Raw genomic sequence first — 19,616 nt, 5'->3', positions numbered from 1 at the left:
GGAAGTGTATGAATCAGCTAAAAAGGGCCAGGCGAAGGGGTATTGCAAGTTTTATCGTATTTATGTTAATTCTGGGTACCAGTCTTCCTGCATTGGCGGTAGAAGGAATGGTTGAGAATGCCCAGGAATCAGAAGTGGATACTTTGATTGACGTAGAACCAACCGTTTTTAATGATCAATCGGAAGAGGTCTTGATCTCTTCCGAACTGGGAGAAACCAAGGAACAAGTCAGCCTGTATCTACGAGACTATGAAACAGAGGACCTATTAGGACTCATAGAAAAGTTCGATGATGTTGATGCAGCACATTATGAATATCGGTGGGATTTAACAGCAGAAGATCTAGATGGGGAAGAAACGACGGCGATTGACGACGGTCATTATTACATAGAGATCATTGTAGAGGAACATGAGCAGGAAACCTATTACCAAAGGGAGGAAATCCTGGTACATAGCGATGAGCCGGAGGTTCAGTTAGACCAAGAGCCGGACGAAGGGATTTACCATACCGAAGAAAACGTCATCCAAGGGCAAATTGATTCTCACATACCGGAAGTTGAAATCATTGAAGAAGCTCCTGACGTTCATTACACGTTGGAACAGGATGAAGAGGTTTATCACGAGGATACTTTAAGCCTTTCCGAAGATAGCGAGTTCGAGATTAATGATGTGCTTCAAGAGGGACTGAGCACATTATCAATAGGAACTACCGATGCAGCTAATAATCAAGGCTCAGAACAGTTTGAGATAGAACTTGAACAAGAAGAAGACATAAAAGAAGAAGAAACGGATGGAGATGTTGGAAAAGAAGAAGAGGAAATAGAAAAAGAAAAAGAAGAAGAAGAACAAGAAGCACTAAAACAACAAGAAAAAGATACCGAAGACCAAGAGAACAAAAGCACCAAGGATATAGAGTCTCATGAAGAACAGATTGAAGAAGAAGAGACAGCTCAAGTACAGAGTAATGAGCAGTATCAAGATGGAGATAGCGGCGAGCATGTAGTCGAGCTCAAGCTGGATTTGACCGCGTTAGGATTTGGAAACTTTCCATCAGATCCATCCACGGTTTACGGATCTGTAACCGCAGGGGTGGTTGAGGACTTTCAAGCTTACTATGGCTTGGAAGTGACCGGTAACGCGGATGAAGCGACATTGGGGAAAATGGAGGAAGTGCACGCTTCGTCGTATCAAAATGGCAACAGCGGAGACGATGTGGTGGCACTCAAAGAAGATTTAACCACGCTAGGGTTCGGGAATTTCCCTTCGGACCCATCGACCGTCTACGGCAGTGTAACAGAAGGGGTGGTGAAGGATTTCCAAGAAGCGCAAGGGCTGCCGGTGAGCGGTATCGCGGATGAAATAACATTGGCAACGATCAGCGATCTTCTCGCCCCACCGTACCAAGACGGAGACAGTGGTGAGCATATTGTCGAGCTTAAACAGGATTTGACCGCGTTAGGGTTTGGGAACTTTCCATCAGATCCATCCACGGTCTACGGATCTGTAACCGCAGGGGTGGTTGAGGACTTTCAAGCTTACTATAGCCTGGAAGTGACCGGCATCGCGGATGAAGCGACATTGGGGAAAATGGAGGAAGTGCACGCTTCGTCGTACCAAAATGGCAACAGCGGAGACGATGTGGTGGCACTTAAAGAAGATTTAACCACGCTAGGGTTCGGGAGCTTCCCTTCGGATCCATCGACCGTCTACGGCAGTGTAACAGAAGGGGTCGTGAAGGATTTCCAAGAAGCGCAAGGGCTGCCGGTGAGCGGTATCGCGGATGAAGTAACACTGGCAACGATCAGCGATCTTCTCGCCCCACCGCACCAAGATGGAGACAGTGGTGAGCATATTGTCGAGCTTAAGCAGGATTTGACCGCGTTAGGATTTGGAAACTTTCCATCAGATCCATCCACGGTCTACGGATCTGTAACCGCAGGGGTGGTTGAGGAGTTTCAAGTTTACTATGGCTTGGAAGTGACCGGCATCGCGGATGAAGCGACATTGGAGAAAATGGAAGAAGTTCATACTTCGTCATATCAAAATGGAAACAGCGGAGACGATGTGGTGGCACTCAAAGAAGATTTAACCACGCTAGGGTTCGGGAATTTCCCTTCGGATCCATCGACCGTCTACGGCAGTGTAACAGAAGGGGTGGTGAAGGATTTCCAAGAAGCGCAAGGGCTGCCGGTAAGTGGCATTGCGGATGAAATAACATTGGCAACGATCAGCGATCTTCTCGTCCCACCGTACCAAGACGGAGACAGTGGTGAGCATATTGTCGAGCTTAAGCAGGATTTGACCGCGTTAGGGTTTGGGAACTTTCCATCAGATCCATCCACGGTTTACGGATCTGTAACCGCAGGGGTGGTTGAGGACTTTCAAGCTTACTATGGCTTGGAAGTGACCGGTAACGCGGATGAAGCGACATTGGGGAAAATGGAGGAAGTGCACGCTTCGTCGTATCAAAATGGCAACAGCGGAGACGATGTGGTGGCACTCAAAGAAGATTTAACCACGCTAGGGTTCGGGAATTTCCCTTCGGACCCATCGACCGTCTATGGCAGTGTAACAGAAGGGGTGGTGAAGGATTTCCAAGAAGCGCAAGGGCTGCCGGTGAGCGGTATCGCGGATGAAATAACATTGGCAACGATCAGCGATCTTCTCGCCCCACCGTACCAAGACGGAGACAGTGGTGAGCATATTGTCGAGCTTAAGCAGGATTTGACCGCGTTAGGATTTGGAAACTTTCCATCAGATCCATCCACGGTTTACGGATCTGTAACCGCAGGGGTGGTTGAGGGTTTTCAAGCTTACTATCGCCTGGAAGTGACCGGCATCGCAGATGAAGCGACATTGGGGAAAATGGAGGAAGTGCACGCTTCGTCGTACCAAAATGGCAACAGTGGAGACGATGTGGTGGCACTCAAAGAAGATTTGACTACACTAGGGTTCGGGAACTTCCCATCGTCCCCTTCTACGGTTTACGGTAGTGTAACAGAAGGGGTGGTAAAAGATTTTCAAACCCATTATGGCTTGGTAACTAACGGAATCGTTGATGATAGAACGTCAGCAAAAATGGAGGAGATTTTAGGTTCTTCTTATCAAGATGGAAACAGTGGAGACTATGTCGTTGAATTAAAAGAAGATTTAACGACGTTAGGATTTGGAAACTTTCCGTCAGATCCTTCCACGGTTTATGGATCTGTAACCACAGGGGTGGTAGAAGATTTTCAATCTGCTTATGATTTGCCTGTTAGTGGTATTGCAGATGAAATAACCCTGGACAAAATTGAAAGTCTATTGAACGGGCAAGAAAGTGTTTTTTATACAGACTACGATTATTCAGTTAGTGATATGGTTAATATCCAAGCACATCTTGGTCCTCGAACCGATTCATACAATCGAAGCATTGCTTATGTTTCAAGTGATTACATTAATAGAAATGGAGATCAAGGAACGGTAGAGGCAGGTATAAATATTAGATTAGAACCTAATACAAGAATTAATGCTGTTGGGAGCTTAAGCCCTGGTGATCGCATTACGATTATCGGGACTGAACAAGATACAAATCCACATGTAGATAGAACCTGGTATGTAATAGAATTTGATCATGGAGAGCATTGGCAGTTTGCTCGGTCAGCAGATATTAAAAAAAATGTAGACCCCAATAATTTTACATTGGAGTCAAATTACCGTGATATGTATCAATTCCTTGTTTTATCGGAAACTTCTGGTGTTCCAGTCAATTACTTGGACAATGAACTGAGTGATAAAGGAGCGTTAGCGGGAAATGGCGAAACTTTTAGTGATGCAGCAAATGAGTATAGTATAAATGAATTTTATTTATTATCACATGCTCTCTTGGAAACCGGACACGGTAGTTCGATTTTATCGGATGGTTCCATCCGTGTAGGTGAGATAAGCAATAATAAGTGGGTTTCTATTCAACCAAATGGCACCTATATCGCTGAGCAGAATGGAAGTAGTTGGTCAATTGAACAAGTCAATGATTTTGATGAAACTCAGGCAAATAATATAAAAAATGTATATAATATGTTTGGTATAGGGGCTGTTGACAGTAGCCCCCATGTTCGTGGATCTATAAGAGCTTATGAGGAAGGGTGGTTTTCTCCTGAAGAAGCAATTGAAGGAGGTACAAAATTTATTGCAGAATCTTATGTTCATCACCCTACGCATCAGCAGGATACCTTGTACAAAATGAGGTGGAACCCAAACAACCCGGGTACCCATCAATATGCTACTGATATCGGATGGGCTTACAAACAGACAAGCATCATTTACAGACATTATCTTGGGTTAGAATCCCTTATAAAAACGTTTGATATTCCGAGATATAATTGATGAAAAGGGAGAAATTGTTCAATATGAAATTACGTAAAAAAACTATATGTCCATTTTTTGCAAGTTTTCTAGCAGCTGTATTAATAGTCGGAACTAGTCTTCCGGCTTCAGCTGTGGAAGAAATAGCCGAAAGTGCTAATGAGTCAGAGAAGGATACTTTGATTGACGTAGAGCCAACTGTTTTCAATGATAGTTTGGAGGAGGTCTTGATCTCTTCAGAACTGGAAGAAAAGAAGGATCAACTTCGCCTGTATCTACGAGATTATGAAACAGAAGAACTGTTAGGGCTCATAGAAAATTACGATGATGTTGAGGCAGAACACCATGAACATCAGTGGGATTTAACGGTAGAGGACGTAGACGGGGAAGAGACGAAGGAGATTGACGACGGCCATTATTACATAGAGATTATTGTAGAGGAAGATGATGAGGAAGCCTTTTACCAAAGGGAAGAAATCTTGGTACATAGCGATGAGCCGGAGGTTCAGTTAGACAAAGAGATGGACGAAGGGATTTATCATACCGAAGAAAACGTCATCCAAGGGCAAATTGATTCTCCCCTATCAGAATTTGACATCATTGAAGATGCACCTGACGTTCATGTCACGTTGGAACAGGATGAAGAGGTTTATCACGAGGATACTTTAAGCCTTTCCGAAGATAGCGAGTTCGAGATTAATGATGTGCTTCAAGAGGGACTGAGCACATTATCAATAGGAACTACCGATGCAGCTAATAACCAAGGCGCAGAGCAGTTTGAGATAGAACTTGAACAAGAAGAAGACATAAAAGATGATGAAGAAACGGATGAAGATGTTGGAAAAGAAGAAGAGGGAACAGAACAAGAAGAACAAGACCAAGAAGAACTAGAACAACAAGAACAACAAGAACAACAAGAACAACAAGAACCAAAAGAAAAAAATACCGAAGACCAAGAGAACAAAAGCACCAAAGATATAGAATCTCAAGAAGAACAGACATTTCAAGTACAGAGTAATGAGCAGTATCAAGATGGAGATAGTGGCGAGCATGTAGTTGAGCTCAAGCTGGATTTAACGACATTAGGATTTGGAAATTTCCCATCTGAGCCTTCAACTTTTTATGGATCTGTGACTGCAGGTGTCGTAGAAGACTTTCAGGCCCATTACGGTCTGGAGGTCACGGGAAAAGCAGATGAAGGAACGTTAGATAAAATCGAGGAAGTCCAAGCTTCTCCATATCAAGATGGGGAGAGCGGAGAAGATGTCGTTGAACTAAAAGAAGATTTAACTGCTCTAGGGTTCGGGAACTTCCCATCGTCTCCCTCCACGGTTTACGGCAGCGTAACGGAAGGGGTCGTGCAGGATTTCCAAGAGGCGCAAGGGTTGCCGGTAAGTGGCATTGCGGATGAAATAACATTGGCAACGATCAGCGACCTTCTCGCTCCCCCGTACCAAGATGGAGACAGTGGTGAGCATATTATCGAGCTTAAGCAGGATTTGACCGCGTTAGGGTTTGGGAACTTTCCTTCATCGCCATCCACGGTCTACGGCTCTGTAACTGCAGGGGTGGTTGAGGACTTTCAAACTTACTATGACCTGGAAGTGACCGGTAACGCGGATGAAGCGACACTAGAGAAAATGGAAGAAGTTTTCGCATCGTCATATCAAGACGGAAACAGTGGAGACGATGTGGTGGCACTTAAAGAAGATTTAACCACGCTAGGGTTCGGGAGCTTCCCTTCGGATCCATCGACCGTCTACGGCAGTGTAACAGAAGGGGTGGTGAAGGATTTCCAAGAAGCGCAAGGGCTGCCGGTGAGTGGTATCGCGGATGAAATAACACTGGCAACGATCAGCGATCTTCTCGCCCCACCGTACCAAGATGGTGATCGTGGCGAGCATATCGTGGACCTCAAGCGGGATTTGACCGCGTTAGGATTTGGGAACTTCCCTTCAGAACCATCGGTGAACTATGGCAGCGTGACTGCAGGCGTTGTAGAGGACTTTCAAGCTTACTATGGCCTGGAAGTGACCGGCATCGCGGATGAAGCGACACTAGAGAAAATGGAAGAAGTTTTCGCATCGTCGTATCAGGATGGAAACAGCGGAGACGATGTGGTGGCGCTTAAAGAAGATTTAACCACGTTAGGGTTCGGAAACTTCCCTTCGGATCCATCGACCGTCTACGGCAGTGTAACAGAAGGGGTGGTGAAGGATTTCCAAGAAGCGCAAGGGCTGCCGGTGAGCGGTATCGCGGATGAAATAACACTGGCAACCATCAGCGACCTTCTCGCCCCACCGTATCAAGATGGAGACAGTGGTGAGCATATTGTCGAGCTTAAGCAGAATTTGACGGCGTTAGGATTTGGGAACTTCCCTTCGGATCCATCTACGGTCTACGGCTCTGTAACTGCAGGGGTGGTTGAGGGTTTTCAAGCCTACTATGGCCTGGAAGCGACCGGCATCGCGGATGAAGCGACATTGGAGAAAATGGAGGACGTTCACGCTTCGCCGTATCAAAATGGTAATAGCGGAGACGATGTGGTGGCACTCAAAGAAAATTTAACCACGTTAGGATTTGGGAATTTCCCATCGTCCCCCTCTACAGTTTACGGTAGTGTAACCGAGGGCGTAGTGAAAGATTTTCAAGCCTATTATGGCCTAATAACAAATGGAATCGTTGATGATAGAACGTCAACAAAATTGGATGAGATTTTAGCTTCTCCCTATCAAGATGGAAACAGTGGAGACTATGTCGTTGAGTTAAAAGAAGATTTAACCGCTTTAGGCTTTGGGAACTTCCCATCATCCCCCTCTACGGTTTACGGTAGCGTCACTGAAGGGGTAGTAGAAGACTTCCAATCCGCTCATGGTTTGCCCGTTAGTGGTATCGCAGATGAGCGTACTTTAGCAGCAATATCCGAAGCATTCGAGCCATATATCGGCTATGTAGACGCTGACATTTCCTTAAACGTACGTGAAGGTCCCGGCACATCTTATGATCAAGTCAGTTCCATCCCACGTGGTGAACAAATCACTATCGTGCATGAAATTGACGGCTGGTATAGAATCCAACATGATGATGTCAGTGGTCCGACATACGTCAGCGGAAGCCTCGTAACCAATGGGAACCCTGATGACCAAGTCCAAATCTTCATCGATCCCGGCCACGGGGCTCATGACTCCGGTGGTACCGGTAATGGATTACTCGAAAAAGATGTTGTGCTTGATATATCACTCCACGCCGCTGAGGTATTAGAAGAAGAATATCATGGCGTTGACGTGATGATGTCACGAACAACGGACGAGTTTATTGAGCTGCAAGATAGAGCAGCTATGGCGAATGATTGGGGCGCTGATTATTTCGTTAGCGTGCACAATAATGCTTTTAATGGCTCAGCGAGTGGTTTTGAAAGCTTTATTTTTAATGGCAATGTGTCCAATACAACCATTGAAAAGCAACAGGAAGTCCATCAGTATATCGCCAATGAGTTAGACGCAAACGACCGAGGCATGAAACAGGAAAACTTTAGCGTGTTGCGCAATACAACCATGTCAGCGATATTGTTAGAGTTATTGTTTATCGACAATGCGGTCGATGCAGAGACGTTGGGAAGTGCTGAAGGAAGAGATGAATTAGGCCGTATTACGGCTGATGCTCTTGCTCATGCGTGGGACTTAGATAGAAGGTAGCAATTTGCATGTGGCTCCGGTTCACCGCCGGAGTCATTTTTTCCCTGCCGAGTGCTCGCATTCCTAAAAAATTACACATTTTATCCATAATAGCCCATACAATTTTCAAGGCGGAAAACATTGGCGTGTATGACAGGGCTTATTTTTCCTCGGTTATTAAAATGGTCATGGGGCGGTCACAAATTGTCATCATCTTGTAGATTCTATGCAGAATTTGCAGTTTTCTTTTACATGTATTTTTGGTATGGTATAAATGCATAATCAATGGTTCAACTGTTTAATATTAATGATTACATGAGCGAATATATTAGATACAGGAATTTATTTACAGCATCTAGTGGGAGAGGTAAGAATGCCGGATAACAGTGAATCGAGAAATTATAAATTTTTTATCATATTGGTTGACCTCTTCTGTATTTTGGCAGCCTATATAAGTGCATTTTATATTCGGTACAACGGATTTCCGGCGGAAAACTGGTCATCGTTTGTGGCTTTATTGCCGTGGATCTTGTTGATCGGTTTATTCTTTATTTCCGTATATGAATTGTATGCATTGAGTCGCAAAAATACGATTTGGGATGTGCTGTTGAAGATACTTATTGCTGTGTCTTTTATGGCTTTCTTAACGATGGCTGCTTCTTACTTGTTTAGAGAGTTTGCCCTTCCGCGTTCCATTATATTAATTGCCAGCATCTTCACGGTTTTATTCATGGTTTTTTGGAAATCATTATATTTAAAGTTCATTCGGCGCAATGTCGTCGGGAAGGTTCTTTTAATCGGAGATGGCGAAGAAGCGCAAAAAATGATGTCGAAAGTCAAGCATCCGATGTTGCAAGGGACGCACGTCAAACATATTGAAGCCGATACACCGATCGGTCTTGTGACGTCTTTCTTCCGCCAAGTGGATTATGTGCTTTTATGTCCAAACATCAGCAAAGAACAAAAATCACAAATCATATATCACGCGATGGAAGGCAACAAAGTCGTTTATGTCATTCCAACATTATATGAATTGCTCATGCAACGGTCGCAGGTGACGCCGCTTGAGGATACGTTGGCCATGTCGGTGAAACCGTTCGGTTTAACGTGGGATGAGAAGCTGATCAAACGAACGTTTGACATCGTCGCTTCCGGGTCGATGTTGCTGGTCGCTTCGCCTCTGTTGCTTTTGGTAACGCTAGGCATCAAACTTGAGAGTCCGAAGGGCAGTATCATCTATAAACAGGAGCGGCTCGGGCAGGGCGATCAACCGTTTATCGTCTACAAATTCCGTTCCATGATTGAAGGGGCGGAAAACGGGACCGGTCCCATGTTGTCTACCGAAAACGACAACCGGATTACAAGGATTGGAAAATGGATCCGGGCCACGCGACTGGATGAGCTTCCGCAATTGTTTAACGTGTTAAAAGGCGATATGTCCTTGGTTGGTCCGCGGCCGGAGCGCGAATTTTTCATTAAACAGCTTTCCGAACAGTATTATCATTACAGCTACCGTAATACAGTAAAACCGGGTATTACCGGTTATGCCCAGATCATGGGGAAATACAGTACGGAAGCGATCGATAAATTACGGTTTGACTTGTATTATATTCGCAATTACAGTTTCTGGTTGGATATCATCATCTTACTGAAAACGTTCGCTGTTTTATTTGATATGTCCAAAACAGAAGGGACTACGACAGAAAAAAAAAGTACGTCGTCTATGGAGAAAAAAGACAGGGCAACCTTTGATAACCAGTAGCGGTAATATAACCCTTGAAAAAGAGGATATGCATATGAAAAAAATACTTGTCACAGGTGGAGCCGGGTTCATTGGGTCGCATGTTGTCGATGCGCTGGTTGAACAGGAAAAAACGGTGCTCATTGCCGATAATTTGAGCACCGGGCGAAGTGCGCACGTGAACCCGGGCGAAAACACGCATTTTTTTGATGTAGATATTACAGACCGGGATGGTCTGGAGCAAATTTTCCGTCAACACCATGACATTGACGGGGTCATCCATCTGGCTGCGCAAAGCAAAGCAAGTCCTTCTCTGGAAGCTCCGGGGCATGATGCGAACATCAATATTCATGGCACGGTGAACGTGTTGGAATTAATGAAGACGTATGAAGTGGGCCGTTTCATTTACGCGTCGTCCGCAGCGGTGTACGGCGATCAAGAAACGTTGCCGATTACAGAAGACGCGGCGGTTGGACCGTTGTCTCCGTATGGCGTATCGAAATATGCCGGCGAAGAGTATGTAAAAGCGTATCAGCGGTTGTACGATATCGATGCCCGAATTTTACGGTTTGCCAACGTTTATGGTCCAAGGCAAAGTGTCGATACGGAAGCCGGCGTTATCACTATTTTTGTGGAACAGTTATTGAATGGCGATCAACCCGGCATTTATGGAGACGGCAAACAAACAAGGGATTTCATCTATGTGAAAGATGTGGCGAGCGCGATTCTCTGTTGTTTGTTCGAAGCACCGAGCGAGTCCGGAGGGGATCCGGTTTATAATGTAAGCACGGGGCAAGAAACGAGCATTGAAACGTTGCTACGCGAGTTGTCCGCGATTATGGATCAGAGCTACCATCCTCTCTATATGGGAGAAAGAGCGGGCGACATCGAGAAAAGTTACCTGGACAATCGCAAATTGCGCACGAACTTTACGTGGAAACCTGAAACGTCGCTCGAAGACGGTTTGGCGGCAACGATTGCACATGCACAACGTTCTGGCGACCTATATGAAAAGATCGATTAAAAATGGGACCTGGTTTTTCGCAAAAAAAATTACCGGATCATGTTGCATTCATGATCCGGACATGCTATTATGGTCTTTGTCACTGACAAAATTACATACGGAGGAGTACCCAAGTCCGGCTGAAGGGAGCGGTCTTGAAAACCGCCAGGGGGTTAACGCCCCGCGGGGGTTCGAATCCCTCCTCCTCCGCCATACTTTTAAAATGTTGGTGTGACGCATAAACACAAAGAAGATAACGAATGAACAAACGCCCTCTAGGCCTAGTTGCTTAGGGGGTGTTTTTTGTTGTCCAAACGAAAAAGGATATAGCGGCGCAAGCCGAAAGGAAACTTTGTGAAACGCTAATCGGGGGCGGCAACGATTCGCAAAATATATGGCCATTTTAGCCAACTCTGCCGATAATAGTTTTCCGGTAATAATATGGGTGTTTTTGCACAAAGCCTCGAAAAATCAAGACTAAAATGAAAATAAATTATGTTTCATTAAGATCCAATTAAAGAATCCATCTGAAACCATTGTCACACAAGGATTACAAGTCTATTCCACCATTTCGGGGGGCGTGCAAAATAAACAAGATAGGGCAACGATGATGATCGATGCATTCCATGGGGGAGCCGTAGTTATCAAAAATCAAGGAAGCATCCATCGGCCCAATGACCAATGATGCTTCCTTTTCCATCTGGCTGATCGTTATTCAAGGGTCGCTTTGTTTATATCACTGGGTCTGTCAAACCGAGGGTGCGTGACGTAGAAGCATGCACCTGATCAAGCAGCTCAGGATGATCCTCCAGGGACTGGCCGTAGGAAGGAATGATTGTTTTGAGTTTCGGCTCCCATGACTCAAGATACTCGGGAAAGCATGAGTTCAGGACTTCCAGCATAATTGAAACGGACACCGAAGCTCCTGGCGATTCGCCGAGAAGGGCCGCCATGGAGCGGTCGTTAGCGTGAATCAATTTGGTTCCAAACTGCAGGGCTCCTCTGCCGCCGGCCTCCGTGTCTTCAATCAATTGGACACGCTGCCCTGCTACCAGGAGATCCCAGTCTTCACTTGACGCATTTGGCACAAAATGCCGAAGCTCCTCCACCCGGCCCTTTTTGGACTTGGTCAGCTGCTGCGCCAAATATTTGAGCAGGGGGGTATTCTTGGCGCCGGCTGCGAGCATTGTCAGGACATTCGTCGGCTTTACCGATCCAAACAGATCCATCGGTGAGCCAGCCTTTAAAAATTTGGGGGTGAATCCGGCAAACGGACCGTATAACAGCGTGTCTTTCCCTTCGATGTGCCGCCGGTCCAAATGGGGGACGGTCATCGGCGGGGCGCCCTCTGGCTCTTTGCCATACACCTTGGCATGATGCTGACGGACCACCTCTGGACGGTCACAGACGAGGAATTCGCCGCTAATAGGAAATCCTCCGATGTGCTTGCTTTCGGGAAGGCCCGTTTTTTGAAGTAATGGCAGGGCGCCGCCCCCAGCGCCGATAAAGGCGAAGGAAGCCGTATGTTCTTCGAGCGATTCCTTTTCAAGGTTTTGTACCGTTACTTCCCACGTTCCGTCTTTCCTTTGGGTGATATCATCGACGGAATGATTATAGCGGACATCTACGTTGCTTTGCTGATCCAGGTTGTTCAGCAATTGCCGTGTCATTTCCCCAAAATTAACGTCGGTGCCGTGGTCGAACTTTGTTGCCGCTACCGGTTCTTCGGAGGTACGGCCCTCCATCATTAAAGGCATCCATTCCTTTATTCGTTCGGGGTCCTCGGAAAACGCCATCCCCTGAAACTGGGGGTGGTCGGCCAGGGCGTCAAACCGCTTTTTAAGAAATGCCACATGATCCTCTCCGTAAACAAAGCTCATGTGAGGCAGAGGGCGAATAAACTCCTGGGGACTGCGGAGGTCACCCTGCTCGACCAGATGTGACCAGAATTGCCTGGAAATCTGGAATTGTTCATTAATTTCGACCGCTCGGTCTATACTGATAGATCCGTCCTGCTGCTCGGGGGTATAGTTCAGCTCACAAAGAGCCGCGTGTCCGGTTCCAGCGTTATTCCATTCATTTGAACTTTCTTTTCCCGCGGCGTCGAGCTTCTCGAACAGGGTGATATGCCACTCCGGCTCTAATTTGTTTAAAAGCGTGGCGAGCGTTGCACTCACGATGCCGGCACCGATAAGAATCACGTCGTTCGTTGTGTCGTTGTCGTTCATGTTCTTCCTCCTCGTTATGATTGTGTCTGTATCAGGGACAAATCACCAGTCTGTTGTGTTGGTCCCAGCTTGTGTCGCACCGTCGATGTTAGGCACGCTAGGTTAATGCTCCTTGTCATCTAAACGGTTGGTTTTGCGCAACGCCTCGTAAAGACATGGTTTATATTTTGAAATATACTATTCTGGGGGAGGGCAAAACCACTCAGGTTAGGTTCTCCCGCCTGTAATGTTATCCAGAAAAACAGCAGAACCACCCCCTTTCATCCCCTCATTCTATATGTTTAAATAATAATTCCTCTACGACTGCCAAGTGATCATACATATATTGCTCTGCCTGTTCCGGGCGTCTCCTCTTAATGGCATTAAAAATTAACGTATGTTCATCGAATAATACCTCCGATCTTCCCTCGGAATACAATAATAATCTGCGTGTTTCCCGGATGGTTTCTGCCATCATTTCCGATACACTGCTCATTAGATAGATGAGCATCTGATTATGAGTAGCTTTTGCAATGGCCAGATGAAAATCAAGATCCGCTATTTCAGCAAGTTCATCATCCCCTTTGGTATTCTTCATTTTATCCAGTGCATTTTGGATAGGAAGTAAATCTTCCACCTGGTGGTGCTTGGCAGCAAGACCGGCCGCTCCAACTTCTAAAATTTTCCTCATTTCATACAGCTCTTTGACATCTTCCTGTTTCATCAAAAATGCTGTCGTTACCGGCAAGGTGAATTTCGATGCATCAAATGTTCTAACATATGTACCCTCCCCTTGCCGCATTTCCACAATTCCCATCGTCCGGAGCCCGCTAAGCGCCTCCCGAATCGCCGGCCGGCCGACCTCAAAACTTTTTGCCAGCTGCTCCACAGAATCCAATTTGTCACCAGAGGTCAACGTTCCTTTTTTTATCCTATCAATCAGCGATTCTGCTACTTCTTCATAAACTTTCTTCGTCCGAATCGGTTTATATTCCATGATTTCACGTTCCTTCCTATTTGCCCATTTTAAAGGACATACAAGTCATACTCCCATAGCTGTTCGACCTATTTAAAGTATCAGCTACGTAAAAACGTGAAAAAGATCTGTTAGCAACTAAATGATTATTAATACAAATGCGCCTAACCCCGCTAATATAGCATATAATATCGCTGGTCCTAATGTTTTGCGAATAATGTTCCCTTCTTCTCCATTCATCCCGGCCACAGCACTTACAGCTACAACATTATGAATAGCTATCATGTTGCCTGCCCCGGATCCGACAAGGTGGGCTGCTAAAATAACATTTTTGTCCAACCCTATTGAAGCAGCAATATTATTTTGAATTTCTGAGAAAGTCATTGTAGAGACTGTTGCGCTCCCCGTTATAAAAGTACCTACCTCACCTAGGAATGGAGCAGCGAAGATCCACATCCCTCCAAATCCGTTTGCAAGTTCTATTGCAATAAGTTCCGGCATGCTCATAAGGTCATTTATATTTATACCAGAATTACTAAACACTTGGACCATAGAAAGTGTAGCTATTAAGGTTAATCCAGTACTTTTTATTGTTGACAATGATTTCTTCGATGCTTTAGTAAAATTGCTAAAAGCCTTGCGTTGAAGGATAACTGAAAGTATGGCTGCTATAATGAGTATCATACCCGGAGAGTACAGCAATTCCCATTCAGACGTAATCCCTTCTACACCAAGAATATTATGCCAAGTCAGATCAATGGCTGTCATTGTGAAATCCTGCAACCAGGGAACAATTCGTGTAAGCAGCAGCAAAGCTACGACAATGAAATAAGGAGACCATGCCGAGATTAAGCTCATATGGGATTTTTCAAAACGTTGTTTGAAGTCCTCTTTTAAAGCATCTCTCCATTCTTCCTTCGGTAACAACCATCCTTTTTTTGCTGTATATGTCGCGACCATTAATCCTGTCAAAGATCCCAAAATAGCTACAAATTCTGGACCGAATAGCATAGCATACAATAATGCAGAGCCTGTATATGTTATGCCAATAAGCAATGTCCAAGGAAGCATTGAAAAAGCATCATTCAAACCTTTGTCATTTCCAAAGAAAATCGTTAAAACAACGACAGTTATAAATGGGATAAACGTTCCTGCAAATAAATCAATGAATGTTACATTCATTCCGATATCTTGAAAAAAATTTGCATCTACACCGGAAATATTACTCAACCCAACAAATATCGGTGTCCCCACTGCACCAAATGCAACAGCAGAACTATCAGCAATTAATGCTGTGACAACAGCAGCTAAAGGTTTAAATCCTAAGGCGAGCAGTAAAGGAGCAGTAACCATTGGAGGCGTACCAAATCCGGCAGCACCTTCGATTAAAGAACCAAATAAAAACGCCACGATAATAACCTGCACACGCATATCAGCTGAGATTGTTTGAAAACCTTGATTAATTCGCTCTACAGCCCCATTGTTTCGCAGTGTATTTAACAGCACCAGTGCTCCAAATAAGATAAATAGAATGGTTAAAGTTGTATGTACGCCTTGAAAAACGGAAGATAAAACAACACGTCCTTCCATCCCCCAAACTGTAATCGCTAGCAAAGTAACAATTATTGCACTTAAGGTCATTCCTTTCATTGCAGACATTCTGAATAAAACAAGAAAAGTAAAGGGTGCAATAATCGCACTTAGCGCTACTATTAATAACAACGTCTATTCCCCATTTGTCCTATGTTTAAATTCTATTCTTTCTTTATTAAAGGATCACTGTTAACCAATATAAATCAGGTCATCTGATGACCTGATTTATATATTAAAACGTTTTCATGTAGATGGTCAAGATGTTTTGAAGAATTTCGTGCCGAAATGATTACGCTAATTCGACAAAGGTTTTAAAAAATTAACCTTTTATTCACATCTTATAAGGTATTTGAAACGTTCTTCCTTTAATGCTTAGACGAAGAGATTTTATGATTGAATTGGTTAACCATCATTTAGGGAATTGGGCAGCAATTTTAGGCAGAGGGTACGTCATGTGAGAGGTTCTGGCTCTTCCCCCGCCCTGAGGTACTGGCAATACACACCATTTGTCTCCTTGGATAATGAGATAAGCGATTAATTTGAGCTGGGAAGACACTGGTGATTTCTACAAACTGAGTAACCAACGGTGAAGAAGAGGAAGAAGTTTGGAGAGGAGAACAAAATAATTACGTAGTTGACAATCTTAACGCTGGTGAGGTTTATCGATTAAAATTGGAAACTTATGATGAAAATGACAGCTAATGGATACTGCGATGATTAACACTCCAACCCTAAAAGATCAAGAACAAGTTGATTCATATAATGAAGAATTGATAGATAATTCCACGAATAAAGAAATATCATACTCAATGGAAAGAAGTAACATTTCTGCAGTAACCTATTCTGATAAAGTTGAATTAAATTGGAGTGATATCCCGACCGAAAATAATGAATATGAAATTTTAAGGGATGGAGAACATTTAGAGACGGTAGAAGGAAACGAATATGTTGATGATACTATAGAGCAGGACGAAATGTACCGATATACAGTTGTGGGAAACAAAAAACTCCCCCAGGATAGAATAGATGAGATTGAAATGGAATTAGAAGAAAACGACATTCAATTGTCTGAAGAAGAAAAACAACAAGCATTATACGAACCAAAAGAAACCAACGTTATCATAAATGCATCAGAAGGAGACGGAGAGTCAAACTCATTATCTTCCGACATTAACCAAGATGATGACTGGCATTTACGTTATACTTCATTTATTCCTATGGAATACGGAGAAAATCCATGGTGTACTGTAAGTTGCACATATGATTATTTTGGTGGCGACGACAGGGGGCTTTGGCTATGGAGAGGATAGTTTCAGAACTCGATCGGATGCATATGTAAACAGTAATTTAGAAGAAATTCAACACAACCCTCATGACCATCGGATATGATGAAGACCTTGAGGAAATTAATCGCGACCAGGCAGATGCTGAAGCTGATCATTCTATTTATGAGTTGTCTGATGACAGTTCGTTTGCTCACATTATGAATGTAAGTTCAATCAATCCTTGATAAATGAGAGTGGAATGGCTATATTTAATGGTACACATGACCAGGCGCCTTCCCATGAATTTTATCTTAACAATCCTGATGGAACAGTATATGAAATCCACACTCATGAACATCAAGGGTTTCACCATCTTTTACCAATTTTTCCAATGCAAGAATTTTCTACGTATATTTATAATTGACATATTAGCCGACATGAAGCTGGAATATAAGTTGAGGGCTACTTGATTTTAGTACAAATCGTGAAAAATAAAACCGCATGAAATCAAGGTTTTCAAATTTGATTTCATGCGGTTTCTTCATTTTTGTAGGATTTTGCCCCGACTCATGTCTGACTATTTACGGGAGGGTATATGATTTATCGGAAATTACAGGCTGGTATTATATGTACATTTGTGAGTTCTATTGGGATGAGTGTAGGGTTTCCATTTTTTCTTAATGAACTAACATATATATCAGCAATAGCTGTCAATTTAGTATTATATATATTTTTTATTACATTAGGGCTTATCGTTATTGGCATACCCCTCAGTTATATTATTGAGAAATTATTTCAATGGATTGGGTTAAAAAGTACATTGTTAATCAATTTATATACATTAATTCTATATCTAATGGTCCCCACTCTTTTATTTAATATATTCTCTAACCCTGAAACAGAGGTTGTTGGAATTTTAACGATTACTTACATTGTTTCCACTTGCTATTTCATTGTTGATGCTCTTATTAAACATTACTATTCTTCATATCAATCTTACTTAAAAAAATTAACTTTATACGTATCGGTATCTACCACTGGATTATTTTTAATCTCTTTAATTTGGAGTATGTTAATCTAATCATACTTTATTATGATCTTATTAGGGTGGGCGATTCCTATTTTTTCGGGCCATTTGCTTAAACTCAGTCCGATAATGTTTCAAGGATTTTTAAAAAATTCATGTTTAACCCCCTTGATTCCTCCGATAACATCGGGACAAGCTCAGGAAATTCCACCGATAGTACATGTTATCGGCAGAGTTGGCTAAAATGGCCATATATTTTGCGAATCGTTGCCGCCCCCTAATCTTCTTCACCGAACACATACATATTTCCGGTTCGGTGAGAAAAAATATATGGAAACACGTAATTGGAGCATTCCTGTTAGGGGAAATATTGAGCTTTGAACACAAAAGAGCCCCCTTGGTATAGTACGGAGTGTCCGATGATTACTCATCGACCTCTAAATTGATAACTACCAAGGAGGACTCACCATGAATTATACACAAAATGAAAAGCTCGCTCAAATAACCCCGGAAACGCTCATCATTGGCATTGACATCGCTAAGAACAAACATGTTGCTCGAGCCATTGATGATCGCGGCTTCGAGTTTGGGAAACGCATCATGTTCACCAACGATCTTGAAGGCTTTGAAAAGCTTCTACGCTGGGCTGAAGATCATCAAGCGAATCATCAAAAAACGCACATGGTGGTAGGCATGGAGCCCACTGGCCACTACTGGTTTAGCTTGGCGGATCATCTTGACTCGTGCGGCCATCAGCTCGTGTTGGTCAATCCCTCGCACGTCAAACGTCTTAAAGAAATCGATGATCACTCGCCAAGTAAAAACGACACTAAAGATGCGATGGTCATCGCTAAACAGGTGAAGGACGGGCGATACTCTGTCCCCAACCTTCTCGAAGGCATCTACGCTGAATTGCGAGAAGGCATTAAATTAAGAGATCAGCTCGTGCAATTACAAAACCAGACCGAAGGCCGGGTTCAAAATTGGCTGAACCGTTACTTCCCGGAGTTTGAGCAGGTGTTTAAAGCCTGGGATGGCGTCAGTGCTTTGGCCACTTTGCGAACGTTTCCTCTTCCCCAAGCGATTGTGGAGACGACGCCGGAAGCCATCGTGGACACATGGAAAGCCTATGCCAAGAGACACGCCGGGTTCGCTCGAGCCCAAAAGCTTCATGAAGCCGCTGAAAAAAGTGTCGGCATCACCGAAGGGCTTCACTTTGCCCGCCAAGAGTTGGAGGCGTTACTGGACCAATATGACCTTTACACTCGGCAACTCGAAACATTGGAAGCGCAATTAACAGAGCAGCTTGAGCATCTCCCTGGCGCCGAACAAATGAGGGATATCAAAGGCTTAGGCGACATGACCATTGCCGCTTTCTTTGCCGAAGTTGGGGATATTCACCAATACCGTCATCCCAAACAGCTGATCAGCCTGGCCGGTCTTGATTTAAAAGAGAACAGTTCAGGGCTTTACAAGGGCCAAACCACCATTAGTAAACGAGGACGCCGACGATTACGCCGCATTCTGTTTTTAGCGATTCGTCCGCTCGTCAATCATAATGACACGTTTCGCGCCCTTCATCATGAGCTCACGCAGCGTTCAGACCGACCTCTGACAAAGATGCAGTCGTTGATCGCCCTGTGCGGTAAACTTCTGAAAGTCTTGTTTGTCATCGGGCAACGCGAATGTCCCTTTGATGGAGCGAAGCTCCTTCAAGATCGGAAGTGTTCCCAGACACAAGCCGCGTAAAGCAAGCGATAGGAACCATATTTTCTTTTGAAAATCAG

The 19,616-nt window shown here is 44.0% G+C and carries 10 protein-coding genes, 1 tRNA gene and 2 pseudogenes; 9 read left to right on the top strand and 4 right to left on the bottom strand.

Going from position 1 to position 19,616, the window contains the following annotated elements; genetic code table 11:
- Window positions 1–8: 8 nt before the first annotated feature.
- The 6 genes and pseudogenes from EPH95_RS18855 to EPH95_RS10810 all read left to right on the top strand — a co-directional run.
- Window positions 9–3,281: pseudogene (locus EPH95_RS18855) on the top strand (peptidoglycan-binding protein); the annotation flags it as partial.
- A 516-nt stretch (window positions 3,282–3,797) separates the two neighbouring features.
- Window positions 3,798–4,364, top strand: a pseudogene (locus EPH95_RS19810) (N-acetylglucosaminidase); the annotation flags it as partial.
- A 23-nt stretch (window positions 4,365–4,387) separates the two neighbouring features.
- Window positions 4,388–8,038, top strand: coding sequence for a peptidoglycan-binding protein (locus EPH95_RS10825; protein ID WP_142089882.1), 3,651 nt, complete (start codon window positions 4,388–4,390; stop codon window positions 8,036–8,038).
- 352 nt (window positions 8,039–8,390) lie between these two features.
- The gene (locus tag EPH95_RS10820) at window positions 8,391–9,779 is read left to right on the top strand and encodes a sugar transferase (protein ID WP_142089880.1); all 1,389 of its coding nucleotides are present in this window, start codon (window positions 8,391–8,393) and stop codon (window positions 9,777–9,779) included.
- Window positions 9,780–9,813: 34 nt separating this feature from the next.
- Window positions 9,814–10,782: an SDR family NAD(P)-dependent oxidoreductase gene (locus EPH95_RS10815; protein ID WP_142089878.1), complete on the top strand. Its 969-nt coding sequence runs from the start codon at window positions 9,814–9,816 to the stop codon at window positions 10,780–10,782.
- A gap of 99 nt (window positions 10,783–10,881) precedes the next feature.
- A tRNA-Ser gene (locus tag EPH95_RS10810) sits at window positions 10,882–10,974 on the top strand.
- 337 nt (window positions 10,975–11,311) lie between these two features.
- Here EPH95_RS10810 and EPH95_RS18850 read toward each other — a convergent pair.
- The 4 genes from EPH95_RS18850 to EPH95_RS10795 form a co-directional block, all read right to left on the bottom strand.
- A complete protein-coding gene (locus EPH95_RS18850) occupies window positions 11,312–11,461 on the bottom strand; it encodes a hypothetical protein (protein ID WP_160141727.1) in 150 nt (49 codons plus the stop codon).
- Window positions 11,462–11,492: 31 nt separating this feature from the next.
- Window positions 11,493–13,007 carry a malate dehydrogenase (quinone) gene (gene mqo / locus EPH95_RS10805; RefSeq protein WP_227004135.1) on the bottom strand — a complete coding sequence of 505 codons (1,515 nt, stop codon included), beginning with the start codon at window positions 13,005–13,007 and terminating at the stop codon, window positions 11,493–11,495.
- A gap of 250 nt (window positions 13,008–13,257) precedes the next feature.
- Window positions 13,258–13,965 carry a FadR/GntR family transcriptional regulator gene (locus EPH95_RS10800; protein ID WP_142089873.1) on the bottom strand — a complete coding sequence of 236 codons (708 nt, stop codon included), beginning with the start codon at window positions 13,963–13,965 and terminating at the stop codon, window positions 13,258–13,260.
- 117 nt (window positions 13,966–14,082) lie between these two features.
- A complete protein-coding gene (locus EPH95_RS10795; protein WP_142089871.1) occupies window positions 14,083–15,666 on the bottom strand; it encodes an L-lactate permease in 1,584 nt (527 codons plus the stop codon).
- Between the two features lie 572 nt (window positions 15,667–16,238).
- Here EPH95_RS10795 and EPH95_RS10790 point away from each other — a divergent pair.
- From EPH95_RS10790 to EPH95_RS10785, 3 genes are all read left to right on the top strand, one after another.
- Window positions 16,239–16,847, top strand: coding sequence for a hypothetical protein (locus tag EPH95_RS10790; RefSeq protein ID WP_227003877.1), 609 nt, complete (start codon window positions 16,239–16,241; stop codon window positions 16,845–16,847).
- A gap of 62 nt (window positions 16,848–16,909) precedes the next feature.
- Entirely contained in the window at window positions 16,910–17,047 is a 138-nt protein-coding gene (locus tag EPH95_RS18845; protein WP_160141726.1) for a hypothetical protein, read from the top strand.
- Between the two features lie 1,250 nt (window positions 17,048–18,297).
- Window positions 18,298–19,578, top strand: coding sequence for an IS110 family RNA-guided transposase (locus EPH95_RS10785; protein WP_142087431.1), 1,281 nt, complete (start codon window positions 18,298–18,300; stop codon window positions 19,576–19,578).
- The last annotated feature ends 38 nt before the right edge of the window (window positions 19,579–19,616 follow it).

This window comes from Salicibibacter halophilus, assembly GCF_006740705.1.
GTDB lineage: Bacteria > Bacillota > Bacilli > Bacillales > Marinococcaceae > Salicibibacter > Salicibibacter halophilus.
Note: the sequence above shows the minus strand (reverse complement) of the source record. Positions and strands in the feature narration are given on the sequence as shown.